The 25,635-nt window shown below is 42.8% G+C and carries 20 protein-coding genes and 3 pseudogenes; 6 read left to right on the top strand and 17 right to left on the bottom strand.

Going from position 1 to position 25,635, the window contains the following annotated elements; genetic code table 11:
- Window positions 1-341 precede the first annotated feature (341 nt).
- Both MKX59_RS13740 and MKX59_RS13735 read right to left on the bottom strand, forming a co-directional pair.
- The gene (locus MKX59_RS13740; RefSeq protein ID WP_226887810.1) at window positions 342-716 is read right to left on the bottom strand and encodes a hypothetical protein; all 375 of its coding nucleotides are present in this window, start codon (window positions 714-716) and stop codon (window positions 342-344) included.
- Between the two features lie 482 nt (window positions 717-1,198).
- A complete protein-coding gene (locus MKX59_RS13735; protein ID WP_023988898.1) occupies window positions 1,199-1,495 on the bottom strand; it encodes a PTS sugar transporter subunit IIB in 297 nt (98 codons plus the stop codon).
- A gap of 833 nt (window positions 1,496-2,328) precedes the next feature.
- Between MKX59_RS13735 and MKX59_RS13730 the strand changes: the two genes are divergently transcribed.
- The 4 genes from MKX59_RS13730 to MKX59_RS13715 all read left to right on the top strand — a co-directional run bounded on the left by MKX59_RS13730 (window position 2,329) and on the right by MKX59_RS13715 (window position 7,920).
- Complete coding sequence (locus tag MKX59_RS13730) at window positions 2,329-3,936, top strand: acyl CoA:acetate/3-ketoacid CoA transferase (protein ID WP_023988899.1); 1,608 nt, start codon at window positions 2,329-2,331, stop codon at window positions 3,934-3,936.
- A gap of 117 nt (window positions 3,937-4,053) precedes the next feature.
- Entirely contained in the window at window positions 4,054-5,298 is a 1,245-nt protein-coding gene (locus tag MKX59_RS13725) for an L-lactate MFS transporter (RefSeq protein ID WP_023988900.1), read from the top strand.
- An 83-nt stretch (window positions 5,299-5,381) separates the two neighbouring features.
- Window positions 5,382-6,341, top strand: coding sequence for a DUF561 domain-containing protein (locus tag MKX59_RS13720; protein ID WP_023988901.1), 960 nt, complete (start codon window positions 5,382-5,384; stop codon window positions 6,339-6,341).
- 190 nt (window positions 6,342-6,531) lie between these two features.
- A complete protein-coding gene (locus tag MKX59_RS13715; protein WP_071558673.1) occupies window positions 6,532-7,920 on the top strand; it encodes a sigma-54 interaction domain-containing protein in 1,389 nt (462 codons plus the stop codon).
- Window positions 7,921-8,079: 159 nt separating this feature from the next.
- On the opposite strand, the gene MKX59_RS13710 is transcribed toward MKX59_RS13715, so the two are convergent.
- The 9 genes and pseudogenes from MKX59_RS13710 to MKX59_RS27605 form a co-directional block, all read right to left on the bottom strand.
- On the bottom strand, window positions 8,080-8,373 hold the full coding sequence (locus tag MKX59_RS13710) for an ROK family protein (protein ID WP_226887809.1): 294 nt from the start codon (window positions 8,371-8,373) through the stop codon (window positions 8,080-8,082).
- 72 nt (window positions 8,374-8,445) lie between these two features.
- Window positions 8,446-8,693: pseudogene (locus tag MKX59_RS13705) on the bottom strand (YdeI/OmpD-associated family protein); the annotation flags it as partial.
- Between the two features lie 380 nt (window positions 8,694-9,073).
- Complete coding sequence (locus MKX59_RS13700; protein ID WP_075154256.1) at window positions 9,074-9,790, bottom strand: ABC transporter permease; 717 nt, start codon at window positions 9,788-9,790, stop codon at window positions 9,074-9,076.
- 13 nt (window positions 9,791-9,803) lie between these two features.
- A complete protein-coding gene (locus tag MKX59_RS13695) occupies window positions 9,804-10,754 on the bottom strand; it encodes an ABC transporter ATP-binding protein (RefSeq protein ID WP_028541663.1) in 951 nt (316 codons plus the stop codon).
- A gap of 90 nt (window positions 10,755-10,844) precedes the next feature.
- Complete coding sequence (locus MKX59_RS13690) at window positions 10,845-12,026, bottom strand: alpha/beta hydrolase family protein (protein WP_068942559.1); 1,182 nt, start codon at window positions 12,024-12,026, stop codon at window positions 10,845-10,847.
- A gap of 221 nt (window positions 12,027-12,247) precedes the next feature.
- Window positions 12,248-13,303, bottom strand: coding sequence for a HAMP domain-containing sensor histidine kinase (locus MKX59_RS13685; RefSeq protein ID WP_028541664.1), 1,056 nt, complete (start codon window positions 13,301-13,303; stop codon window positions 12,248-12,250).
- Window position 13,304: 1 nt separating this feature from the next.
- The gene (locus tag MKX59_RS13680; RefSeq protein WP_013310135.1) at window positions 13,305-14,000 is read right to left on the bottom strand and encodes a response regulator transcription factor; all 696 of its coding nucleotides are present in this window, start codon (window positions 13,998-14,000) and stop codon (window positions 13,305-13,307) included.
- Between the two features lie 721 nt (window positions 14,001-14,721).
- Complete coding sequence (locus MKX59_RS13675) at window positions 14,722-15,258, bottom strand: hypothetical protein (RefSeq protein WP_069080622.1); 537 nt, start codon at window positions 15,256-15,258, stop codon at window positions 14,722-14,724.
- An 86-nt stretch (window positions 15,259-15,344) separates the two neighbouring features.
- Entirely contained in the window at window positions 15,345-15,530 is a 186-nt protein-coding gene (locus tag MKX59_RS27605; RefSeq protein WP_069080621.1) for a competence protein CoiA family protein, read from the bottom strand.
- Window positions 15,531-15,635: 105 nt separating this feature from the next.
- Between MKX59_RS27605 and MKX59_RS27600 the strand changes: the two are divergent.
- Window positions 15,636-16,819, top strand: a pseudogene (locus MKX59_RS27600) (IS1380 family transposase); the annotation flags it as partial.
- Window positions 16,820-17,512: 693 nt separating this feature from the next.
- Entirely contained in the window at window positions 17,513-19,474 is a 1,962-nt protein-coding gene (locus MKX59_RS13660; RefSeq protein ID WP_069080620.1) for an endonuclease MutS2, read from the top strand.
- Window positions 19,475-19,835: 361 nt separating this feature from the next.
- On the opposite strand, the gene MKX59_RS13655 is transcribed toward MKX59_RS13660, so the two are convergent.
- The 6 genes and pseudogenes from MKX59_RS13655 to MKX59_RS13630 form a co-directional block, all read right to left on the bottom strand.
- On the bottom strand, window positions 19,836-20,738 hold the full coding sequence (locus MKX59_RS13655) for an ROK family protein (RefSeq protein WP_023988912.1): 903 nt from the start codon (window positions 20,736-20,738) through the stop codon (window positions 19,836-19,838).
- Between the two features lie 60 nt (window positions 20,739-20,798).
- On the bottom strand, window positions 20,799-21,605 hold the full coding sequence (locus tag MKX59_RS13650) for an HAD-IIB family hydrolase (RefSeq protein ID WP_340858482.1): 807 nt from the start codon (window positions 21,603-21,605) through the stop codon (window positions 20,799-20,801).
- A 534-nt stretch (window positions 21,606-22,139) separates the two neighbouring features.
- Window positions 22,140-22,517, bottom strand: a pseudogene (locus tag MKX59_RS13645) (MFS transporter); the annotation flags it as partial.
- A gap of 36 nt (window positions 22,518-22,553) precedes the next feature.
- A complete protein-coding gene (locus MKX59_RS13640) occupies window positions 22,554-23,555 on the bottom strand; it encodes an ROK family protein (RefSeq protein WP_068942569.1) in 1,002 nt (333 codons plus the stop codon).
- 455 nt (window positions 23,556-24,010) lie between these two features.
- Window positions 24,011-24,967 (bottom strand): tyrosine-type recombinase/integrase, encoded by a 957-nt coding sequence (locus MKX59_RS13635; protein ID WP_076295085.1) that lies wholly within the window; start codon window positions 24,965-24,967, stop codon window positions 24,011-24,013.
- Between the two features lie 383 nt (window positions 24,968-25,350).
- Entirely contained in the window at window positions 25,351-25,623 is a 273-nt protein-coding gene (locus tag MKX59_RS13630) for a hypothetical protein (protein ID WP_028541675.1), read from the bottom strand.
- Window positions 25,624-25,635: the final 12 nt, after the last annotated feature.

Genomic DNA, 25,635 nt, shown 5'->3' with positions numbered 1-25,635 from the left:
ACCATTATACTATAGATAAAATTGAATCGCTCCTATTCTTCCTATAATTTTACAGAGTTATTCCTCCTGGTTTCCGCAGGCCTCAGAGCCCTCATCATGGCCCTGTTGTCCTGATTTACCAATACCCAAAGGGCGGGCACTGCAGGACGTCTTAAATCCCTGCCTCGGTTATACTTTTTTTGCTTCTTGAAACCAGGAATGCTCATCATTTGTCATAAGGACACTCCTGTTAATTTAAAAACACCCTACTAGCATTAATGGGGACAGAGCTATAAGTTCCAGTGCCTTACTCTCCAAAAAAGCTGTCGGGTTATGCCCTGATAAGGATGAGATGACAATTCCTAAGCAATAGCTCGCATGTCAGGAGTAATTAGCGTCTCCATACAAGCAAAAGATTGCTCCAGACGAATATCCAGTTCTTGTAGCAATTCTCTCCATAGCAAAGGGTTAAAACGCAGCTCCATGTGATTCATCGCCTTGCTTGCTGGCATCGCCGCATGGATCTTCACATCATTCATGTAAATGAGCTGTACATGCCTTCCATGCTCACGCTCTGAACGAAATTCATCCACGGACCAGGCGGCTGAATAGTCGATGTTCAGCGCTAGTTCTAAATAAGGCGTAACGAACCTTCTTGTAATCTGGACTGGATCATGAAATAGCATTTTACTGTGCGAAAGCTCGAAGCCTTTACGTAAAAAATGTGTACGATGCACACCGCTTCCCCACTATTCGGGTATATGATAAATATGTTCATGTTTCAATGCCGATTGAGTGAGATCATTTTCATCGTTTATAAGGTTTGAATCGGCTATATGGTTATATGGTTATAGTAATCATTAAATGTAGACGGAGAATTATGTATCTTCATCTTGTTATCGCTTCCTCCCTTATCTGGATTCGTAGTGCATACGAGTTCCATTCATGATTACAATTATAATGATTATCATTCTCATCCAAAAGATAATAACATCCATTCGCTACTAAGTTAACATAATATTTATTGCGAGATTAATTTTCTATTCTGTAGTTTTAACATATCAATATCTAATCTCTGTTGTTTAATTTATCGAATTTTCAAAATATGGATGCTTGAACATAACTTATGGATACAGAAATAAAAAACCTTTAAGACTGCTTATAAGTAGTCTTAAAGGTTTAAATGTGAGGAATGATAACGCTTTATAAAGTTGGCGATTTAAATCATATCCAGCGCTGTTTTCAGCACATTCGCTCCATTCATCATTCCATAATTCATCATATTGATTACAGTGACTGGAATCTCGTTGCCCACTTCTTTCTTCACGTCATCTTCCGCGTGTCCCATTTGGGGGCCCAGCATAACAATATTGACCGGCATATGCTCTCTTATGCTACTCTCACTACAAGCTTCGATTACAATTTCCACATTTTGTGCACGAGCCGCCTCTTTCATTCTCTCCACCAGCATACTTGTAGAAAATCCTCCTGCGCAAGCCAGCAATATCTTTTTCATTTATCAGGCGTTTGCTTCCTTCGAGGACAGGGCTCGAAACGTAGCTCTTAGCTCGGGACGGACTGTGATAGCTAAGTAATACCAAGTTTCTACAGTCAAGTATTTCCATTTCCGAAAAAGTCTATCGTAGCAAAATTGCGAAAAAATCTACCTCGACAGACAACATAAATTTTTTTCATTATTTTTGAACTCCTTAAACTGTTCATGCAGAATTCTCCCTTCGCCCTGGGTATATGAATTGTTATGTATTGGACTTACATAGTGCTTACTTGCTGAATATCCCCAGTACCCTCAAGGTTTAATGGCTCCTCTGCCCATCGTCCATTCTCACAAGATCAAGAAAGTGTTGCATTTTTGCCAACGCATAATAACTTCCCCAGACTTTCCCTCGGCTCCCCTTGATTCTTCTTATTGAAACAAGGCATCGTTCCTTTTATATCCCGTGTTCCAAGGCTCTATTATGCTCAGGCCCCTTGCCATAAACAATTTTTCTTCCTTATTTGCATGCTTTTCTAACCTTTCACCCCTCATCATATTCGCAATTTTGCTACACTTCCTCACCTCTATCCCGAGTCGTTGGCCCCCCGTTGACGAGAAAAAAAACACGCATTATGATTCAAGTGAAAATATTCACAATTCATTCCGGAGTGAAAGTGAATGTTTTCACACAATAAACAGAATATCCGCTTTTCTATTTTTCTACTTATTCCGTGATGACGGCAATTAGCTTGCACATGACACTCGGCAGCTTGCCCGCACGTAATGTGAACTTCTAATATATGTACTTATATCCATATGATTTCAATCCATTTTATTGAAGGAGTGAGCACTCTATGTCCAAAATCATTTCAGCGAGTGAAGCAGCAGCACTTATCCCGGATGGAGTCACCATTGCCGCAAGCGGATTTGGGCTCTCCTGTTGGGCCGAGGAGATGGGTATCGCCATCGAAGAACGATTCTTGGAATCTGGTCATCCTCGCAACCTAACAGTTGTTCATGCCAGTGCGGTTGGCGACCGCCGGACCAAGGGAATGAGCCATCTAGGCCATGAAGGTCTGATCAAACGCTGGATCGGCGGGATCGCCCTTGCTTCGCCTGCTATGGCTAAATTAATTGAAGACAATAAATGTGAAGCCTACAATTTGCCGCAAGGCGTAATCACACAGCTGTTCCGTGAAATTGCTGCCAAGCGCCCAGGTGTCATTACCAAGATAGGCATGGAGACCTTCGTCGACCCTCGTGTGGAAGGCGGCAAAATGTCAGCCTGCACAACGGAGGAGATCGTCAAGCTGATTGAACTGGAAGGCGAAGAATGGCTGTTCTATAAGAGCTTCCCGATTCAGGTCGCATTGATCCGCGGTACCATAGCTGACGAGAACGGGAATTTGACGCTGGAAAAGGAAGGCCTGCATATGGAGGTTCTACAGATTGCTCAGGCAGTGCGCAATTCTGGCGGTATCGTAATTGCTCAGGTAGAGACTGTGGCCAAGAACGGGACCCTGCATCCGAAGGATGTTAGAGTGCCAGGCATTCTGATCGATCATCTAATTATCTCCGAACCGAAAAATCATTTCCAGACTGAAAACACACAATACAGCCCTGCCTTCGCAGGACATGTGAAGGTACCGATGGACGCCATGGAAGTGATTCCGCTCGACGAGCGTAAAATTATCTCCCGTCGTTCCGCAGCTGAGCTAGTACCAAATACCGTTCTGAATCTTGGCGTGGGTATTCCGGTATGTGTGGCTACGGTTGCGGCAGAGGAAGGCGTCAGCGACCAATTGATTTTGACAACCGAAGCAGGCTCAGTCGGCGGCGTACCAGCAGGCATCAAGGATTTTGGGCATGCGTACAACTCTGAGGCCATCGTAGATCATGTGTCCCAGTTCGACTTTTACGACGGTGGTGGTATTGATCTATCCGTGCTAGGGCTGGCTCAGACCGACGAATCCGGGAATGTGAATGTCAGCAAGTTCGGTACCCGTGTTACTGGCTGTGGCGGCTTTATCAACATTTCCCAATCAGCCAAAAAGCTCGTCTTTGCCGGAACTTTCACAGCAGGAGGCCTGCAAATTGCTGTTGAGGACGGCAAGCTACGGATTGTACAGGAGGGTAAAACTAAGAAATTCCTGAAGGAGGTCCAGCAAATTACCTTCAGTGGCTCTTATGCGACCAAGGTCAAGCAGCGGGTCGTCTATGTGACGGAACGTGCGGTATTCCAGCTGCAAGATGGAAAAATGACACTGACAGAGATCGCGCCTGGCATTGATTTGCAGACCCAGATTCTCGATCAGATGGACTTCATGCCTGTCATCTCACCAGAACTGAAGGAAATGGACGCCGGCATGTTCTGTGAACATTGGGGTAAGCTGCATGACGTGATTACGATCAAGGGTAGCGAGCAAGCGAAGCATGAGGATGTCGCTTTGACTACTGTATAGTACAGCTCAGGAGATACCGGTAGCTGTCAAACGGACTACCAGACACGAATTATGGAATTGCGGAGTAATGCTTCATCCCACGCGCACTGATCCTGCATCAGAAAGGACCAACACGAAATGGAAAATGTACAACTGAATCGCTGGCGCATTCTAATCGCCGCGACCCTGATCAATATTTGCGTCGGCTCTATTTACGCCTTCAGCATTTTTGCACTGCCACTGAGTAAAATGCTTGCAGTGAGCATGCCTGAAATTATGATGGCCTTTACGATTAACGGCGCAATTGCACCGATTCCGGCGATTCTTGGCGGAAAGCTCGTAGACCGGGGAGGTGCCAGAATTGCCATCTTCATTGGCGGTACCATGTTTGGACTTGGCTTCATCTTGACTGGCCTTGCGACTGCACCTTGGATGCTATATCTGACGTATGGCATCATTTCTGGTCTTGGACAAGGTGTCGTCTATGCGGCAACAATCGGTAACACCATCAAGTTCTTCCCAGACAAACGCGGACTCGCGGCTGGAATCGTGACTGCAGGTTATGGCGGTGGAACAGTAATCATTGCCCCACTTGCAAACGCGATGATTACCCACTCAGGAGTTCAGACCACTATGATGATCCTTGGCACCTCCTTTCTGATCGTCATTTTGGCAGGTGGGCTATTTACTCAAGCTTGTCCGGCAGGATATATCCCTGCTGGTTGGACACCACCGCAGACGTCAGGTTTACGTCCGGTTGCCGTGAACTTGAACTGGCGGCAGATGATCAAGCAACCCCTGTTCTACGTCATTGCTTGCCTGTTCCTGATCGGCGCTTTATCTGGCATGATGGTTACATCCAATGCTTCCGTCATTGGCCAGACGATGTTCGGTCTATCGGCCAGTATAGCAGCCTTGTTCGTGAGTCTTTATTCGCTTAGCAACTGTCTGGGACGCATTTTCTGGGGAGCCATATCAGACAAGATTGGCCATCTGCGTTGTCTGATGATGATCTATCTGGTCATTGCCACCATGATGCTGACACTTGCATTATCCGGCTCCATAGTTGGATTTGCTATTGCCATTATTGGCATCGGCCTGTGCTTTGGTGGTACGATGGGCGTCTTCCCTTCAATCGTCGGACAGAAATTTGGCATGAAATACTATGGTGTCAACTACGGAATAACCTTTATCGGCTATTCCGGTGCCGCATTCTTTGGACCGCGAATTGCGAACTCGGTAGCTGCCGCCAATAACGGCATATTCACCAACGCCTTTTACATTGCGCTCGTTATTGCCTTGGTCGGGTTCGCGCTGACATTCCTGTATAAGGCCTTGGAAAATGGTAAGAACCCTGCACCAGCTGCTGTTGAAACCGTTTGATCAATCCGTTGCTATATTAGCAAATCACTATTTTTAGTATTAAGTATAGTACAACCTATAAATTTATATTGGAGGAATTAACCATGAATATTACAGAACTGCTCGGTATCCAGTACCCTATTTTCCAAGGTGCTATGGCCCAAATTGCCCGTGAACCACTCGTAAGTGCTGTATCCAATGCTGGCGGGCTGGGCATTATTGGCTCTGGGGGCATGTCGGCTGAGGTACTTCGTGAAGAAATTCGCAAGGTTCGCGCAGCCACCAACAAGCCGTTTGCCGTAAATCTGATGCTGATGATGCATAATATTCCCGAATTGATCGAGGTTATCGTCGAGGAAAAAGTCAACATTGTTACGACGGGCGCGGGCACACCAGCTCCGTATATGCCAATCTTCAAGGAGCATGGCATTAAGGTGATCGCCGTCATCCCTTCCGTCAAGATTGCCAAAAAAATGGAGGCTATCGGCGTACATGCCCTCGTGGCCGAAGGTACAGAAGCTGGCGGCCATGTCGGTGAAACAACCACCATGGCACTCGTTCCACAGGTTGTTAGCAACGTATCCATCCCTGTCGTTGCCGCAGGCGGCATTGCCGATGGACGCGGAATTGCAGCAGCCTTTGCACTCGGCGCACAGGGAGTTCAGGTCGGAACGCGCTTCCTCACCACCGTCGAATGCCCGACGCACGACAATTTCAAGCAAGCCGTCATTGACGCCGACGATACCAGCACTACGGTTACTGGACGCAGCATCGGTGGACCCGTCCGCAGCATCAAGAACAGCATGATCGCCGAATACCTCAAGCTGGAGCAAGAGCATGCCTCCCGTGACGAATTGGAGAAGATCAGCCTTGGCTCCCTGCGCAAAGCCGTCTTCGAAGGTGATACAGATCGCGGTTCGGTCATGGCAGGACAAATATGCGGCCTGTGCGACGAGATTACGACAGTTGAGCAGATGATTACGACAATGTTCAGCGAAGCGCAGGCACTGCTAAATCGTCTTGGACAGACACAGATTACCGGTGAGCAGATAGCATCAGTATAATATAACTTGTAAACAAAGAAAAAAACGGACCATATCCATATTTAATAGGAAACGGTCCGTTTTTTGATTAGATTTGCGTGCTAATTTTTATCTGGGTAACCTCTGTTGTTCGTAGCGTAAAGCAGATATAATAAAAATGAAACAATCACTTCAGCATAGCCTCGATAATCCAAAAGTGAGTTGATCGATCATGACCCGACGTATAGATAAACGTTCCACCGATGAGAGCGATCAGTCCCCTGCCCCTCTGTTTGTCACGGATTCCAAAGGTAATATTTTAATCTCCAATGAATTCACTGCCTTGACTATCGGCATTCCGTTGGAGGAGCTGTTGCGCTGCAATGTACAGGACCTGGTGAAAGCCGGCTACTACAAGGAATCAATAACAATGAAAGCAATACAGTCCAAACAAAAGGTAACTCAGTATATCAACACTGTACGTGGCTTTAAGCTCAAGTCCACTGCTCTTCCAATACTTGATAGTACAGATGAGGTGCAGCTCGTTGTTACCAGTACTAACAACTATAAAGGTGGATTATCCATCATAGCTGCCCCTACGCTGCCACATGCGTATGAGAACAGCAAACGTTCAGTCACTTCAGCCTCTGTACTTAAGAATAACGGGATCATTGCTGAGAGCCTGGCGATGAAGCAAATTATTCAGGTGTGTGACCAGATCGCTTCTTACGATAGCAAAGTACTGATTTTGGGCGAATCAGGGACAGGCAAATCAGTAATTGCCAAATACATTCACCGCCAGAGCGCGAAGTGGAACGGACCTTTCATTCCGATTAATAGTGCCGCTATTCCAGCCGCATTATTCGAATATGAGCTGTTCGGATATGTTCAGGGGGCTATGCCCGGCTTAATGGACGAGAAGCAAGGCTTGTTTGAGGTGGCCAGAGGAGGCGTTTTGTTCTTTGATGAGGTCGCCGAGCTTCCACTGGAAATACAGGCCAAACTGCTTGATGTGCTTGAGCGTGGTGAATTCCGGCGTGTGGGGAGCACCGAAGCCATTCTCATTCAATGCCGGATGATATTTGCTACCAATCGTGATCTATGGAGTATGGTGAAAAAAGGATTGTTTCGCGAGGACTTGTACTATCGAATCAATGTCATTCCGATCCATATCCCGCCGCTACGTAGTCGCAGACTGGATCTCGTCGGACTGATTTCCAGCTTTATTGCTCATTTCAATAAGGTATATGATAAAAAGTATGTATTGCCAGCGGACGAATTTCAAAGAATGCTAGCCGAGCCATGGCATGGGAATGCGCGTGAGCTTCGTAATTACATCGAACGATTGATCGTAACTGATCAGACCGTGCTGCGCCAGCAGCAGCCGGTCGAACAAGTTACAGACTGGTTCACATTGGACCATTTCATTCAGGCCAATCGCAGTCAACTGAGCGGGCTGAAGGAATATACGGCGTTAACCGAGGGACGATACATTCAGCAGATGCTGCAGGTCTGTGGTGGCAATAGTGCCGAAGCAGCCAGACAGCTAGGAATTGATCGCTCCGCTGTTTATCGTAAGCTGAAGAAGATGGAGGACATTCTTGCAAAGCTGAAGGTTTAACTACGAAGTACAGAGCACACAGGGCCTATCCTTCCCATTTTCATAGAAGTCACCTATACTAGTGGCTTTCATACAAAAAAGCGTGTCTCAGGTTAAAGGCACTCTTTTTTGTAACGGTTTATTTTTCTCAATTATGCACCCGTCAAAATAAAATGAATGTCATACTTCAAGATCATGTGTTTGCTTGTAGTTATATATAGCGCCTAGCAAATTGGCTTCATTGCCTAATTTACTTTGCTCAATATCTGCACGTACAAAATTTAAGATCGAATCTAGATATAGCTTCTCTAGCTCTTCTTTAATGGTAACAACGAGTAAAGGATTCGCAGATATGCCTCCCCCAATTACAAACTTTTCAGGGTCAAGAATTGTTTGTAAATTAATAATCTGAGTTGCAATGTTTCTATAGTATTCTTGAAAAATCGTTGCTGCTCCCTCTGTAATTCTAAGCAAAAAACACCTGCTCTTCGGCAGATGTTCCTCGCCTTTCGTATTTCTTGAGACTATCCGATCCATTTGTCCGTTCTAATCGTTCAACCCTTTGCCCTCCAGAATGGGCTGTGTGTATTTTTCAACCCTTGAAACGCGCGTTTTGAACTGCTTCGGTTCTGAAAAATACAGCAGATACGCTCTCTGGCGTCCGAGCGTCAACGCTTCAAACGCCGTTTTTAGGACCGGTCGCTCCTCGAATTTAAGCCGCAGTTCTTCGGGAACCGTATACTCGGCATGTTTTTCAGTTCCACTGCAAGACCGGCTTCCTCCATCCAAACAGCGCCTCCTCCTAAACACTGTTGGACAAATAGCCGCGCTCAGGGTCAAAGATCATCTTTTGAACGGGTTCTATCCGCTCGTCTATAATTTCTATACGGTGATCTTCCATATTCAATTTGACAATACCGGGATAATTTAATGTAATGAAATGAAATAATGCGAGCCGTTGGATTCAATAATTCTCGAAAACTTGCTCTGATCGTTATATTTATGCCCTTTGTCACTGGCAGTTTTATAAAGTTTACGGCCGCTTTGATAGATATGGTGGTACACTCTCCAATCCAGCGCTTAGTTTATCGTCAAGCATGAACGTGCGAGCAGCGGAGAGATTGTTGTTCCTTTTCATAATTGATATATCTACAACTCAGTGCATGTAGCGCGTTTATTGCTGCTCGGCAAATCTCCACCAGGCAAATGTTCCGACTATTCCGGCTATTCCCGTAGACGCAAGAATGATTATACTACTCAACTTTAAAAACCCGGTGCTTTGAAATACCGACGGGATGGTCCACGGAAAATAGGGGGCGAATCCAAAAGAGGCCAAAACATTTGAGAGAATGACGATTATCAGGATGAGTCCTAATGGTGCCAAGTATCCCTTGCTCACATTGGCCAGAAGAGTGCCTGGTGTGGTAACAATAATAAACAATAGCGATGTTATAATGAATTTAAAGAAGATATTCCAAATAAAAGAAGCTGACCCGCCCGCAACTCCTAGAATATCCCCCACGGCAAAACCTATGGCAAACATATACATGGAAAGTAATAGGCTCCATGCTAAAATTACAATAAATTTGGAAAGTACAATTTTCGATCTGGAAACGGGCTTTGCAAGCAAATCTTTAATTGTTTTATCCGAAAACTCTCGTCCAAATACCCATGCCGCGATAAAGGTGTACCCGATAAGTCCCAGCGGGGCAAGACTATCAAGCAATTCGGTTAAATACATTTTCCAATTGATGCCGCCGGCGTCACTGGATAAAATAATTCCGACACCCATCATGATTGGCCCAAATGCAAAAATAAGAAATACCAACCAAAACACATTGGCGCGGATAATCTTGCGAATCTCACAATGTAAGACAGAAAAAATATTCATTATATATTCCCCCTTATATATTCCCCCTTGTCATACCAATTGTGCGGAGAAAATATCCTTCCAAATCCTCCGTAATCACTCGAAGCAATGTTGGCGGTTGATTGGATTTAACAAGCAGTTCGGCCAGTCGTTCAGGACTATCCGCTGCGTGGTCATCGGTTAGTTTAATATAGCCGTCTATTGTCTCCTCAAATTCATATCCATGCTCTTCAAGCACCTCCTTTAAGGCATGTTTGTCGCGGCCATTCACCACTAAGTTTTTCTGTAACGATTGCTCCAGCTTATCCATTGCGACTTCTTTAACAAGATGGCCATTGTGAATAATCCCAATGCGTGTGGAAACTTTCGAGAGCTCCTCTAACAGATGGCTGGATATAAAAACAGTTACGCCGAAATTTTTCGCTAGGCCATATAACATATTCCGTATCTCCGCCACGCCTGCGGGATCGAGGCCATTTATCGGCTCATCCAATATTAGAATTTCCGGATTGTGAATCATTGCTTTCGCAAGTCCCAGGCGCTGTTTGTTTCCTAAAGAAAGATTCTTTGCCTTTTTCTGTTTGTGCGGCTCAAGCCCCAACTTATAGATAACCCGATTTACGGAATCTTTGTCAGGCACCCCTTGCATGCGTCGTGCTATGTCAAGATTTTCAACTACAGTTAAATCGGGATAAAAAGTAGCCTCCTCCAAATATCCAACCTTGTCCCATAATTTATAGTTTCCGGCATCGACCTTTTCACCTAACATATAGAGCTTGCCGGAGGTTGGCTTGAGCATCGCCAAGAGCATCTTTATGGTCGTTGTCTTTCCAGCGCCATTCAGTCCCAAAAATCCAAATATCTCTCCTCGGCTCACCTCCAGCGAAAGATTGTTCAATGCGATATAGTCGTCAAATTTTTTGTGCACTCCCTCAATTTGTATGGCGGGCGTTCCTCCATTTTTTTCCTTTGATAAAATACTCATAGCCTTCAACTCCTCCATAAAGAGAGAGCTTATTCAGGATTCTAAGTACGACACTCCTGAACAAGCTCAATCAGAAATTTTTCAATAAATCTACTTTATGATGTCCTGGCAATCGCTTAAGCGAGGCGAGGCTGGCCCAAGCCCAATTGAGCAGAGCCAATTCAGCACTACCTCATGCAGCACGTTGATGTTGTCTACCTGACAGTGTTCTAATCCGCCAAGTCGTCTATCCTCTATCGGGTAGAACGTCTTGTTTTTCGAACCCGCTTGCTCGTAATTCTTCAAGGCTTGTGTCAGCGGATTTGGCTGAACCAATATCTCTTCCGCTCCGTGCATTACAAGAAGCGGACATTCTATCTGGTGGAGCACGCCCTCAAGATCATAGGCAAAACGCGGATTCCCCGCAAAATCCTCCAAGCTTTTTGCCCCCAGAATTCTCATGCCGTGTGCGGCCAGACTCGGCGGCATCCATTTAAGCATGGCATCCCAGTCGAAGGCGTGCGTACCGCCGTCGGAGATGACGGCAGCAATCCTGTGATCGAACGAAGCGAATCGCAGCGAGTCGTAAGCCGCAAAACTCTCCCCGTGCACGATAATCTTATCGGGATCGACTTCCGGCCGCGTTAGAAGAAAGTCGATTGCTCGGGAATGGAAAGCCTCACTGTCCGCTCGTCTTCCTTTTCCCTTTTCGTACAGCGAGAGGCCGGTGCCAGGCTGGTCATAGACCAGAAAGTTATATCCACACGAAATAAAAGCGGGACCTAGCCAGAAATAGTTTTCAATTGACCACTCGTCGCCACCGTTGAGAGCAAAAAGGGTCGGCTTCGGACCTTTTTTCCAGGAAGGGGAGAAGAAGTAACCATCCAACTTGACATCTTCGTAATCGACTTGGATCTTCTCCGGTTGGACATCGAAGTACTTTCCGGCAGCTTCGAAGAGTTCATTTACTTTCTTAAATATACGGATTTTCTCGGTGTCATCATCCATCACCACATATTCCGCAATTCTGTAGTAATTGCAGGCACGAATGTAGCAGTTTCGTGCTGTATACCAGTTTCCAGCCGTTTCGGCCTCCTTGCCGTGTCTTTCCAATGCCTGAGCCGTTATGAGCCATTCCCTGTGCCACGTGTCCTTGTCATCGGGGTCGATTTTTTTGCAGGCCTCGTAGATCTCGGTGACGTCCGTAGCACCGAGGCTTGCCATACCTAAAGCTTTGGTGACTTGGTATGACATCATGTAGTTATTGGGCCAACGGCTGAACTCAATTGACATTGCAACATCCTCCTTTTCCAGTTCTAGTGATTGTAGTTTTTTTACTACAAGTAATTTTTACAACACAAAGATAAAGCTTCTTTAAAAGAAAAATAAATGTTTATAAAGAGAATATAAAAAACTATAAACCGCTGAAAAAACAAAAAAGGCTGCTGCCTGGGTGTTCACACCTGGCAGCAGCCTTTAACTCCTGTAGTAAAAGAAAATGTGCAAAAATAAAATCAGTGTTGTGCGGCCAAGGGAAGGCTGAATCTTATCCCCAAACCGCCATATTCGGAAGGGTAGGCGCAAATTTCGCCCCTATGATGTTCAATAATGGATTTACAGCTTGCAAGACCCAGACCCAGCCCGCCCTTTTGGATTTGCCGCGATTTATCCACAGTGAAAAATTTGAGGAACAGAGAAGATATATCCTTATCCGGCACTCCAATTCCATTATCTTCGATTTGAAAAAAGGCATACTGTCCTAGCGGGTATCCGGTCATATACACTTTCAGTTTATTTTTCCCTCCATATCTTACAGCATTGCTAAAGAGGTTGCCGAAAACCCGACGTATCATCGGTTCATTGACCATCAGCAATATATTTTCCGTGAATGAATGGCGGCAAGTAAGCTCGTTGTCAAGTCCCGCCAACTCATACTCATATTCAAGGGCAATGTTTTCAAATAATTTTGATGCTTTTACAGGTTTAGCTACCATAGATTCCAACTCCAGTTTTTCTTTGGTGAAACTGGAGAAATCATTGATGAGTTCGACCATATATCCTGACTTCCTTTGAATCAAATCATAATATTCCTGCTTTTCAGTTTCTGGTAAATCCTTGTGTGTAGCCAGCAGTTCAGTAAAACCATTAATAGATGTCAAGGGTGTTTTCAAGTCGTGGGCAATTGCCGCGATCATATCGATCTGCTCTTTGTGCGCGAGTTGAAGCCGATGCTCCATCTTATTGAAGTGCTTATAAAGTTCTCCGATCTCATCATTACTTCTCAGAGCTAGCGGAGGCAGTGGATGTACAATATTTACTTCTTCAAGCCTGGTATTCAGAAGCTGAATGGGTTTCTCTATGCAAAAATGAATATAGATAATCAGAATAATAAATATGAAACAGGCAATTGCAAATATGGGCAGGAGCAATGCTATATATCGCGAGTCCAGCAATGAACTGCGTATAGGGGAATATACTGCAAAGACAAGCTTCAGATACATTCCAATCGAAAACATGAATATTATAAACATCAGCAGGAACAAAAGAGGAAGCTTTATTTTCAGTTTCATACTATTGCTCTCTTTCCGTGTATTTATATCCTATGCCCCATATTGTTTTAATAAAGTCATATTCAGAACCAAGTTTCTTACGGATATTTTTTATATGAACCGTTACGGTATTTATTTCTCCGTATTCGTCTCCCCAGACGTTTTCATATATCTGCTCACGAGTCAATACATGATTGGGGTGGCGCATGAGGATAGACAGAATCTGAAATTCCTTCGTTGATAAGTCGAGCTTCCTGCTATTCAGAAATGCTTCAAACGTCTTATCGTTCAAAATGAGCGGAGCATCCGCCTTTTCGTTACTGGGACTAAGTTCATCCCACTCTTTAAAAAGCCTGTCCACTTTTCTGAAGTGAGCCTTTATCCTGGAGACAAGCTCCTGAATACTGAAAGGTTTGGTCATGTAATCGTCTGCTCCTATTTCGAGCCCGACGATTTTATCAATGTCCTTATCACGCGCACTTAAAAACAGAATTGGGACATTATAAGAATTTCGGATACTTCTGCAGACATCAAGTCCATCCATATCAGGCATCACTATATCAAGAACGATGAAATCAATGTGATTTTCTTCCAATGCAGATAAGGCTTCTTTCCCGGAACATGCCGAAATTATTGCAAATTGCTCGTACCTTAAACTCTTTGTGATGAGTTTTACGATTTCTTCATCGTCGTCTACAACTAATATCGTTTTTGGCATCTTTATACCTCCCAACCTCTTTAAATGGACTGCATTTATATAACACAAGAACCGCATGGACTCGAATTGACAAAAAAAGTCGCGCTCAAAGCGCCTCTCCAGTTCCGGATACGCTGGAATAAGAGCTTGAGCAACGCCTTGGGGAATTCTGGATTTAACAAGCTGGTATGCCCTTCAATAGCGGTCGAGTTATGGGCGTCAGTGTCAATTTAGAACAGATAAATATACGAACATTTATTCCTTTCGGATAAATAATATCAACAACCAGCGCAAAATCTTTCTTCTTATGCGGTGTTCATGAATTTCATGATTCAGGATTCTTTGGTACCGGCTATTGTAGGCTATTTTTAAACAATTGATGATCAGAATTACGCAAATGGATCTGATATAAATAATAATTCCTTAATCTTGTTGATGCAATTCTCCACTTCGTAAATAGAATCAAGGTATAAATATTGAATTGCATAGTCCGTAGAAGTACGTGCACCACCATGAACACAAAGCTTGATATTAACCTCTTCCAGCATTTTATTTACGAAGATTTTATTTCTCCTTGTTAATCTATCCAGTGTGTCTCTGTGCTCTGTATACACATACTCCACTAACGAGATCTCATTTTTGTGTTTACTTGTTACATACTCTCGTAGAGTCATGTCCCCCTGTCTCTTTAAAGCACCAATCAGCACAAAATCACTAGGGGAAATAAGCTTTGTTAATGCTCTTAATGAAATATCTTCGCTATCTTTAAATTTATTGAAGTTCTCTCTTTATCATAAGATCCGTCATCAAATGAACCTACTGAAGTTTGATAATAAGAAAATTCCCTATCACTATCCCCAATAATTACCTTTAAGCGATTCATAAACTTTTCTCCATAGATAGCGCTAGCAAAGCTAACCATTTCTTGCAGTTTTTTTAGAAAAAGTTCTTCCCGCTCTTGTAAACTTTTTTGTAAAAGAAGATTCAGGATATATCTCAATCGATCTTCCATGAATGGTTCTAAACTATCCGAAACCAAAACACAGTAATCGTATGTTTTGCATTTTCTTACTCTCACATTAGATATTTGAACCGAAATATCTTCAGGATTATGATAAGTAAAATATTGTTTTCTATCGTGGCCGTTTACATTGGTCGTTCTTGATGTTAAAGAGTAATTGAACTCAATGGTTAAGGTTGGCTTCTTCGACATCGAGAAAGTATACCAAACCTGTTTTTTTATAAATGTATTCATCGAAATCCACTCTTTTTCTAGCATCTGTATAGTCTCTAGCCGAAGAAAATTTCATGAATTTGGACTTATCAAAGATCCAGAAATCTTGAATACTAACGGACTCAAATAAATTATGACGTTCTTCCCATTGGGCAATGGTAAGAGGGGCTATGCTGAAATTCAAAAGCCCTTTTCATTCCCTCATACTCCCCATCTTGATGCTTAACATAAATATCTGCTATTTGCCTTGTAGTGGGGATATACACTTCAAATTCCACAAATGCATTAGGAAATTTACCTTTTAACCAATTGTACATTATCCTGAAAGTAACCTTCTATAAAAAATAAAAAAAGGGCTCAAATCTTTGGTAGAATGGTGTTTGTCGAGAACAAAATCACCCAAAGAGAGGAGCACCTTTTAGGTGAAGTCTACCACACCCATCCATAAAATCAAGACCTAATTTTCCCTAAACCAGTCCACAAACATCGGAGGAAGCAAGATCTTCCTCGATTATCTCGAAAAAATTAAACTGAGCCTTGTGCTCCAAACCTTAACCGGAGGCAAAGCTCACAATGCGCTGTTCCCAGTGCACCGCATTCTGCTATACCTCATCGTCGGCTGGATACTGGGCTGTGAGTGTCTGTTTCACTTTCGCCGATGGCAAAAGGACTCCCTCCTTCAGCGGTTTCTCGGTGGACGCTGTCCACACCACTCGCTTCTGTACAAGGAACTGGATCGGCTGGGAAAAACGAATCCTAATGTACGAATGGAACTCCGGCAAGTGAACCTCGAAGTGATCCGGCCTTGTCTGCCCTCCAAGCTCATTCTCGATTTGGATTCGACCGTGGAGACGGTCTACGGCAATCAGGCCCAAGCGGCGAAAGGCGTGAATGCCCATAAGCCGGGGCGCAAAAGCTATCATCCCTTGCTCGCTTTTGAAGGACAGTCCCGCCTTTGCCTGAATGCCGTGCTACGGGCAGGAAACGTTCACTCGTCCACCGAGGCCGCCCCTTTTCTGAAAGAGACCTTTGACCTCTTAGGTCAGCACCCGGTCCAATACGCCCGGTTTGACAAGGGCTTTGGCGGCGAAGACTTCTATTCGCTCTGGAAAGGACGGCAGATCGGCTATGTGGGCAAAATGAAATGGACCAAACGTTTGGCGGCTGAAGTGGCCGCTTGTCGGTATTGGAAACGTTACGTGGACGAAGACTGGATCATTGAAGGCATCGCCCTTTGGTACCAAGCCACGTCTTGGAAGAAACCACGGCGGGTCGCCGTCATCCGCAAGGCAAAGTCGTTCAGGACGACTAAGCTTGTCTCCTGCTGGATACCGATTGGGAGTATGAAGCGATCGTCACGAGCCTGGAGTGGGAATCCATCGATTTGTGGCGCTTTTACAACCAGCGGTGTTGTATGGAAAACTACATCCAGGAAGCCAAGTGCGGATTTGCCATCGATAAAATCGCCACGGGCTCTTTTGAAGCCAATGAAATTGACCTGCTCGTCAAATTACTGGCCTATAACCTGTACGAGCGATTCAAACAAGATTGCTGCGAACCGGTTCATAGGGGCTACACGATTGCAAGGTTTCGTCTGGAATTCTTCCGGAATCTACGTGCTGGTAAGCCGTTTTGGAATATTCCCCCTGTTAATACACCCTGATTCTTACAGGTTTTTTGAGCGGTGAGTCTCTGGCTTCTTTGATCTTACGGGCTTTCGAAATTCAGGATAATATATATTATGTTATTTTTATGATCACCATTGTATCGAATTAAAGAAGTCGACCTTGACTTCAACGCCTGTCCAATCGTATAGTATGGTTATATCTTCAATTAAGGGAGAGATTTTGATGTCGGTGAACGTTCTTAACTAAGCAATTGCATATTCAGGGAGTATCATCAGGCGCTTGTACCCTTCGGGGACAGGTTTGTTTGTTGCCGTGTTGTTACCCTGATATTAGTTAAGAACATGCGGATATCATAAATCGCCTTCGGGATTATCTTCATCCAGGCCCTATTCCGTGCTGTGTTCAGCGCGGTTTTTTTGTTTTCAGATTTTGTAACTTCCCTTTAAACGTCTTCCATTCGATCCAAATAGCTTAGAAAAGAGCTGTTGCGTGAATAAATTGGAAACACGGAACTCGGAACTACAAAAGCTGCATAACAGGCTTATTTGATGATAATTCCCTCTTTCCTTAAGGGCGGAGAATGAACGTTTTGTTCATTCTCCGCCCTTTTTTATTTTAACAGCAAGGTTTCCAAAATCCTGACACTACACAACTAAAGGAGCGATTTATTCATGAACGAAACTACAATGCTGCGTTTGGAATATGATCAAATTAAAACAAGAGTTTCCGAATGTGCTTTTTCTTACCTGGGTAAGCGTCACGCTGCTTCTATGCGGCCAATTGCTGATATCCGTACAATTAAGATTCGTCTTGACGAAACGAACGAAGCCTTACAGATCATTCGCCATGGAGCAAGCGTCCCTGTTCCTTCGTTGGAAGGAATGGAGCACATTCTTCATCTGCTCGGAACCGGGTATATGTTCAGCGAGCTCGATTTTTCTCATATGGCCCAATTCATTAGAAGCTGCATTCAACTAATAAAATATATGCATTCCAAGGCGGACGCTGCTCCAACCGTCAGCGCTTATGCATCTTCCATGTATAGCATGGAGCCACTTCTATCCGAAATCGAAAGATGTATTCATTCGGGACGTGTGACGGATATCGCCAGTAAAGAACTAGCTAAAATTCGCAAAAAAATTGCGGTTACTGAAGAACGTATCAAGAGGAAACTTGACTCTCTCACCAGACGTCACCGATCCATTATGCAGGAAAATATGATTAGTCAGCGCAATGGCCGTTACGTGCTTCCAATCAAAAAAGAATTCCGTAAACAAGTGAAAGGCAATGTACTGGATGAATCGGGAAGTGGTCAAACGGTTTACGTTGAACCTGCCGAGATCACGAATCTGCAATTCGATCAGAGCGCGAACATGGCAGAAGAGTCAAAAGAAGAAATGAAAGTGCTGGGAGACCTGACGGCAATGGCTGAGTCATACAACCGGGAACTAAGCATCAATACAGAGACGGTAGGTGCACTGGATTTTTTATTGGCAAAAGCCAAATACGCCATGACTCTGGATGCTGTCCCTGTCGAACTTAATCTTGACGGGATTATAGACATCCGAGGTGCACGTCACCCGTTGATGTCCAATACCATGGTGCCGCTTGATTTCTCAATTGGTGAAGGATATTCCTCACTCATCATCACCGGACCGAACACAGGCGGAAAAACGATGGCCCTCAAAAGCGTCGGTCTATTAACATTAATGGTGCAATCTGGGCTACTGGTACCTGTTTTGCATGGCAGCCGAATGGCAGTATTCGAGGAAATTGTGGTTGACATCGGGGATGGACAAAGCATTGAACATGCTTTGAGCACCTTTTCTGCACACATCCGCAACATGATTAGCATTTTAGAAACGACGGGCAACTCTACTCTGATCCTGATTGACGAGATGGCATCTGGTACCGATCCGGGAGAAGGGGTAGGCCTCTCTATCGCGTTGCTAGAAGAATTCCACCGTCGCCGGGCGACAGTAGTGGCTACAACCCACTTTAGCGAAATCAAGCATTTTGCTGAAAACACACCGGGATTTCAGAATGCTCGTATGGAGTTTGATACCGAAACGCTACAACCTTTGTATCGACTTCGCATTGGAGAGGCCGGAGAAAGCTACGCATATGCAATTGCCTTGAAGCTGGGCATGTGGACACGTATTATCGAGCGTTCTGAGGCCATTTCTGCAGGTAGAGCGTCTCGGAATACACATGAATCCTTTGTTATTCCCCCTTCTGTAGATGATGAAAAGTCTGATGATGCAAAGAAGCCTCTCCCTAAAAAAGCGGCTTTAGACGGTACAGTCACAAAACGGGGGAAACAAGAAATTCCTCTCAAAACCAAGCCATTTGCCCTTGGTGATAGTGTTTACGTAGGCTACCTGGATCGAACTGGAATTGTATACAAAACCGAGGATGAACGGGGGAATGTCGGGATTTTAATCCAAGGACAGAAGCTAACCATAAACAAAAAGAGGCTCGCCCTTCACATCGCTGCTACTGAATTGTATCCTGACGACTATGATCTGGATATTGTTTTAGAAACCAAGGAAAACCGCAAAAAACGAAAACTGCTGGGACGCAAGCATGTCGAAGGAGTGATGATTGAATCTCCCCCGGAAAATGAAATATAGACACATGCGTATATTCTCAATATAAAAAATAAGTTACTTTTATATTGTCAGTGAAACTTGAATCTGCAAGCGGACACTTGATAAGAGTGATCCACTTGCAGATTTTACCACACAAAAAAACATAATATATATTATGTAAACTTAATGATTTCTTACTAGAGAGGGACAAGATAAATCAGACATCCAAAGTTCATGTAAAACTTGGCTTCTAACCTTCAATCCAGCTTCATTATATAAAGCTCCTATATCAAACGTCTGTAATGCAAAAAAAGCGTGTCCAAAGTTAAGGCACGCTCTTTTATTGTTATTTTATTTGTTTGTAATACTCAATCCCGCGCTCATCGAAATATAACTTTTGTTATCATTCAAGATGATAGGATTGTTTGTAGTTATATATAGCACCTTGCAAATTCGCTTCATTGCCTAATCTACTTTGTTCAATATCTGCACGCACAAAATTATAGAAAGAATCCTTATAAAGCTTTTCTAGCTCTTCCCTAATGGTAATAACCAGTAATGGATTTTCAGATATGCCTCCCCCAATTACAAACTTTTCAGGATCAAGTATGGATTGCAAATTAATGATTTGTGTTGCGATGTTCCTACAGTATTCTCGAAAAATCGTTTGGACCGTGCCATCACCTTCTTCAATGAACTTGAATATCTTTTCACCTGTCATAGAATCTGCAGGAAGGTCTTTGGCTTTCGCAACGGTTTTAGTTAAAACAAAACTACTCCCTTGCATACCAAGCAGATAATCATCATTGTCTGCATTTTCGTTGTTCGTTCTAATGAAGGAGAACTCCCCAGCTGATAAATGATGGCCCTTCAACAATTTCCCTTGAGAGATGATTCCACCGCCCATCCCTGTTCCAACGACCAGAACGACACCATCGGTAATCCCTTGTAATGAACCACGCCATGCTTCTCCAAGAGCAGCACACTTTCCATCATTTTCAATCGCTACAGGCTTGTGAAACGCTTTCTTAAAAACGTCAAGCATATTTATATCATTTATATATCTTAATGAACCGCCATGCACCATGTGACCGCTTTCCGAATTCACAATACCTGGCATGCTGACGGCTATACCTTCACATTCATCCATAAACTGATTATGAATTTGCTTCAAAGCTACAAGCAGATTCTCAAGTGAGTCCAATGGAGTTTTAACTTTCCCCTTGCACATAAATTCACCTTGAAAATACAAACTAAATTTAATAAAAGAGCCACCAATATCAAAAACCAGTATTTTATTTTTCATGCTACGTATAGTCCTTTCATGAGGCAATTTGGGGTCTTCTCTCCATAACGATAATTAATATTATTGTTTTTGTAAATCCATCATTTTTTTTATCGTTAATAAGACACCGTTTTCTTCGTTGGATTTAGTGATAAAACTGGCAGCATTTTTAGTATTCTCACATGCGTTTTTCATAGCAAAACTATATTTTGCTATACTCATAAGTTCCACATCATTTTCACCATCTCCAAAAGATATGGTCTCATCCTCAGTAACCCCCAATATCTCTTGGAGTTTTCTTACCGTCTCCCCTTTATGGGTATGAAGGGCTGTAATATCCAGCCAATTTGCTTCAGAATCAACGATATAAATTTGATCCATTAGAGTCTTTTCAACATGTTTTCTTAATAAGGAACTTCTTCCAGTTGGATCATATACAGTTATTTTAAGAAAGCTACTGTTGATTTGATCAAATGAATCAATTTTAATCACTTCTTTATACGAGCCTTTCACAATTTTATAGTATTCGTCTTGAATATAAGAATGAACAAATGCTGCTGCCGTTGTACATGCTATGATAATGAAATCATTGGAAAAACTTTCGATGTCTCTTATCGCTTGTAAAGCTAAATTGCGTTCAATCGTAAACTCTTTGACGACGACTCCATCCTTTTTAATCCGCGTAGCACTGTCCCCTAAGATCCAGATCCCTTTTCCGTGCTCGCCAAATAATTCTTCTACTCTTTCACACTGCTTGCCTGTACAGGCTACAAAGGAAATATTATTTTCTTGCATTTCTCCATACACCTGATTAAATAATTCCACATCAAAAGTGCTACTATTATTCAGAAAAGTACCATCCAGATCACTTACTACCAGTTTAAACATATATAAATCCTCCCTTAATATATAAAGATCTTTATTAGCCAAGTTTAATTTACGGCTTTTCATTTTCTTTCCATGGATCAACATCAAAATCTCTATTAAAATCTTCAAACATTCATTTAATAGGTGCATTACATACCCTGTACACTTATTAAACCATTTAATTAAACATATTAATAAAGCGAGTAAAAAAAGCCTCTTTATTAAGTGGACATACAAAGTTATTCAAAAAAATCATCGATGGAGCGGTAAGGTTTTACTTCCTTAGGCTGCCCGGATAATGCTAAGCACCAAAAAGTACCACCCCATATAACTGAGCAAAGTAAAATCAGTGAGATCATAGAGTGCCCTCGCTTTCTCTTTTAGGTTACACGTTTACTTTAGCTGATGAAACGCGTTTCAGGTCAAGTGATAATTTATAGAAAAGCACGTTATTGTCATGGGTGTTTATGATTTAAGATATAATCTTGGGTTAACCGTTCAAAGTTCTCTTTTTCAATGTACGATTCACTTGTTCTGAACTGAACAGCATAAAAAAGGAAGCAACAAAATGAGTCCTCCTGTAATTGCAGTAAGTTGGCCAGCCAGAATTAACATACGATTATTTATTTTTAAAGTTACGAACCCCGTAATAAGCCTGCCTATCGTAATTCCACCGTAGTATAAGGATATCCAGCCAGCTGCAGTTTCGGCTGTAATGTTTCTGGCCCCTACCAAATAGCTGGCTCCCCATAAGCCCACCATGGCTTCCACACCACAATAAAACAAAAAAGCAATAAGCGTGTCCTTAACTCCTTTCATTCGAATTAGCTTTTGTTTGGGGATGTTCTTAACTTGTACAGTATTGTGATCTCTCTGTGAGTAGTCTGATTGGATTTCGGTTATGGGATTTTGTATCGCGGCAACACGTTGCCATCATTTCTCTCCCTCTCTTCACTACACATATATACATTATTTAAAGACAATGATTGGACGTTCCAATTCTTTTAGAGTTAACCCTCTCAACCCTGTTTTAAAATCTTCATAAAATAAATCTGAGAAAATAACCTTAGGATACAAAGGCATCTTATGTTTAGATTTGTAGGATTCTAAAAAATGAAAGAAAGACACTTCTTCTATATTCTCTCTATAGATCACAATTCGATCAGGATCAAATACAGATTGTAATATTTGAATAATTTCACATATACTATTGAAGAAAACTTCCGTTCCCTTGCTCTCATCCCAAACTATCGACGGAAGGAATTTGATTTCACCAGCTAATCCATGTTTGCCTTTTAAAACCCCATTTCGCAAATAAATCCCCATTCCTGGTGGAGAATTCTCAGGAAAATAAATAGCCAGTACACATTGATCTTCATCTATTTGTTCTCTATAGACGTAACCACATACAGCGGCATTTACGTCATTCTCCACAATAACCGGCAAACCAAATTTGCTTTGCACATCCTCTGCCAACCGAATTCCATTTAATCTTTCATGACTGCTGACTGTAATTTCTCCATTTACAGATTGTCCCGGGATTCCTATTCCAATAACTTTAATGGAAGGATAGAGGGAAATGATGTCTTGAATCGTGGAATAAAATTGTGTAGCATTAAAAATTTGAAAGGGATGCTCTTCTTTCATCAGAGCATCCTCATTTAAATTCACTACCGTAGTACACACTACATCTGTCCCTTGTTTTTCGTTAATATGTATAATCAGTGCTAGACTATACTCATAATTAAAACGATAGGTTAACGCATGCCTGCCTCCGTTTGAAGGGACGATTTCATCTTCAAAGATCTCTCCATTATTAAGCAATTCCTGCATAAGGGTATTGATAGTTACCACACTTAAATCAGTCAATGCGGCTAGTTGGGGTTTTGTTGTCTTACTGATCTGTTTCAATACTTTGCGAACCAGGTTCAGATTTATTTCTTTAATTAAATTTGTATTAGCTTTTTCCATACATAGCACCTTCTTTTTATAACATCATAAAACAACTTTATAAACCATATTTATAAATTTGTTTCACTAATTTTGCAGTAAAATATTACCTTTGTCAAGGTAATATCGTACTAACCTTTAATTCACTATTGCTTTCCAGCTTATTCTGAATTATTCTCATGCTTAACATAAGATGATCGCTAAAATAAGGAGGCTAATCTATTGAAGAATGCTGTTGCAGAACCAAAATCGAATCGTATGCGCAAAATGATTGGGTGGCAGCTAATCAGTATCAGGTTGGAGCAAATCAATCAAAAACAAAACTAACGCTATGAAAAAGAATACTACGTTCATGATCATAATGACCTAAAGCCGTTGATGTGATTTTCAAGTCAGGATGTAATTTCCTCTGACGAGTTTGCATAATGATTATTATGTAAACTATTTTTCATTTAATCTCAACTTTCATGCTATACTTACAATCTTGATATTGGTATCTGAATATCCAGCTTATCCATTGCTTTTTCTTTTTCCCGATCAGTGACATGTGTATATACTGTGGTTGTCTGAATGGATGAATGCCCTAGTAGCTCCTGTACGGTACGCAGATCTGCTCCCTTACGTAATAGCATTGTCGCAAATGTATGTCTCAGCTTATGGCTGGAATAAGCCTCCCGGCGATCTATACTCTTATCTTGCTGGAATCGTTCGAACGTTTCTGTAGCGATCTGTTGAATGGTGCGCACTGCCAGACGGCGGCCTTTTTGGGATACGAACATCGCATCCTCTTTACCTCTCCACGGCGTCAATCTTTCCTCCAACGCATGCTCTACAAAATCACATACGGCTTCCGGTACCGGGAGAGTACGCCACTTACGCCCTTTACCGAACACATCTAAGGTACGTCTTTCTCGGCTGTAATCCGAGACATTCAATGAATGAACCTCCCCCACCCGCAATCCCATGTAGACCATCAGCAGAAAAATAGCCATATTACGATTTGCATATTTCCCCTCCACCGCGAGCAAAAACGGATGAATATCCTTTTCATCCAGATAGACGGGCATACGATTCTTTTCAGTCTTTGCTTTCTTAATTCCCGCTGCCGGATTTGTGCTGCATAACTCAAATTCCTGTAGCGCTTTAAAAAAACTGTTCACCGCTGCATGCTTCCGGTTCCGCGTACTATCTCCGGCGCCTCCCTCCCGCGCTTTAGACAAATACGACATAACATGAATCTTCTTCACCTGATCGAGTGGTTTTTCACGCAACGTGCGCAAAAATTGCTTTACATCCCCCATATAATTTTTTTGCGTATGTATCGTATATCCCGCATCCTTCATCCAGATCAAAAAAGCTTCCAGCTCCTCAGTATATATTTCATCAGTTTCTTCAGTTGTATCGAGCTCCACATGTCGCAACTCTTTTTTCATCCCGTTCGCCTCCAATTCAGTTCATATTCCGAAATATACTGTAAAACGATCATTTTCGTCTGATTTTTATCGACAATTCAATCGACATCTTATGCAGGAGAGATTCTAAAAGTCGTTTTAAACCTAAACAGCGTATAATTTATATTATACGCTGTTTTTTAAGCGCTTTTTAAGTATAAATAAAGCGCTCCCCTCTTGTCCAGCCTGGTATCGCCTTCAAGCAGACATTTCAAAGAACTTAACGGGGTGGCATAGGGTCAGAGGGGGTCGATCCCACAATGTAGACAAATTAAAACACGCTCAAGAAAAGTTCTCCGAATGTAATTCATTCATATCCAAAACAAAACTAAATAGCCAATAGTCTTGCATGCAGCACCACTTCTCTACTTCATCAGCAAGCTGGGGCGCTGCTCTCGATCGGTAGCAGTCAAAATCGCCATAGTGGCCAAAACATGAATATCATATGCAGTTTCCAGCTCGCTATCCGGATCATCTTCCGGCGCGTGCACCATCTCCATATGATAGCCTGCTAGCTGATTGTAATTTTCACCCAATAGCAGCAGTGGATCACCAAGAATTTCACCGATTTTCGAGATGATGACCGTGTGATCCAGCTTCTGGGCAAATTTCTGCTGGACGCCTACATGCCTTATCATTTAAACTATTAA

The organism is Paenibacillus sp. FSL R7-0340 (assembly GCF_038002205.1).
In the GTDB taxonomy this organism is placed as follows: Bacteria; Bacillota; Bacilli; order Paenibacillales; family Paenibacillaceae; genus Paenibacillus; species Paenibacillus polymyxa_B.
The sequence above is the reverse complement of the archived record's forward strand: the minus strand, read 5'-3'. Positions and strand labels throughout refer to the sequence as shown.

Coding starts and splice junctions, on each gene's coding strand:
- MKX59_RS13735 (WP_023988898.1), bottom strand. CDS start 1,495: ATGAAAAAGATATTGCTGGCTTGCGCAGGAGGATTTTCTACAAGTATG.
- MKX59_RS13730 (WP_023988899.1), top strand. CDS start 2,329: ATGTCCAAAATCATTTCAGCGAGTGAAGCAGCAGCACTTATCCCGGAT.
- MKX59_RS13725 (WP_023988900.1), top strand. CDS start 4,054: ATGGAAAATGTACAACTGAATCGCTGGCGCATTCTAATCGCCGCGACC.
- MKX59_RS13720 (WP_023988901.1), top strand. CDS start 5,382: ATGAATATTACAGAACTGCTCGGTATCCAGTACCCTATTTTCCAAGGT.
- MKX59_RS13715 (WP_071558673.1), top strand. CDS start 6,532: ATGACCCGACGTATAGATAAACGTTCCACCGATGAGAGCGATCAGTCC.
- MKX59_RS13700 (WP_075154256.1), bottom strand. CDS start 9,790: ATGAATATTTTTTCTGTCTTACATTGTGAGATTCGCAAGATTATCCGC.
- MKX59_RS13695 (WP_028541663.1), bottom strand. CDS start 10,754: ATGAGTATTTTATCAAAGGAAAAAAATGGAGGAACGCCCGCCATACAA.
- MKX59_RS13690 (WP_068942559.1), bottom strand. CDS start 12,026: ATGTCAATTGAGTTCAGCCGTTGGCCCAATAACTACATGATGTCATAC.
- MKX59_RS13685 (WP_028541664.1), bottom strand. CDS start 13,303: ATGAAACTGAAAATAAAGCTTCCTCTTTTGTTCCTGCTGATGTTTATA.
- MKX59_RS13680 (WP_013310135.1), bottom strand. CDS start 14,000: ATGCCAAAAACGATATTAGTTGTAGACGACGATGAAGAAATCGTAAAA.
- MKX59_RS13675 (WP_069080622.1), bottom strand. CDS start 15,258: ATGCTAGAAAAAGAGTGGATTTCGATGAATACATTTATAAAAAAACAG.
- MKX59_RS27605 (WP_069080621.1), bottom strand. CDS start 15,530: ATGTACAATTGGTTAAAAGGTAAATTTCCTAATGCATTTGTGGAATTT.
- MKX59_RS13660 (WP_069080620.1), top strand. CDS start 17,513: ATGAACGAAACTACAATGCTGCGTTTGGAATATGATCAAATTAAAACA.
- MKX59_RS13655 (WP_023988912.1), bottom strand. CDS start 20,738: ATGAAAAATAAAATACTGGTTTTTGATATTGGTGGCTCTTTTATTAAA.
- MKX59_RS13650 (WP_340858482.1), bottom strand. CDS start 21,605: ATGTTTAAACTGGTAGTAAGTGATCTGGATGGTACTTTTCTGAATAAT.
- MKX59_RS13640 (WP_068942569.1), bottom strand. CDS start 23,555: ATGGAAAAAGCTAATACAAATTTAATTAAAGAAATAAATCTGAACCTG.
- MKX59_RS13635 (WP_076295085.1), bottom strand. CDS start 24,967: ATGAAAAAAGAGTTGCGACATGTGGAGCTCGATACAACTGAAGAAACT.
- MKX59_RS13630 (WP_028541675.1), bottom strand. CDS start 25,623: ATGATAAGGCATGTAGGCGTCCAGCAGAAATTTGCCCAGAAGCTGGAT.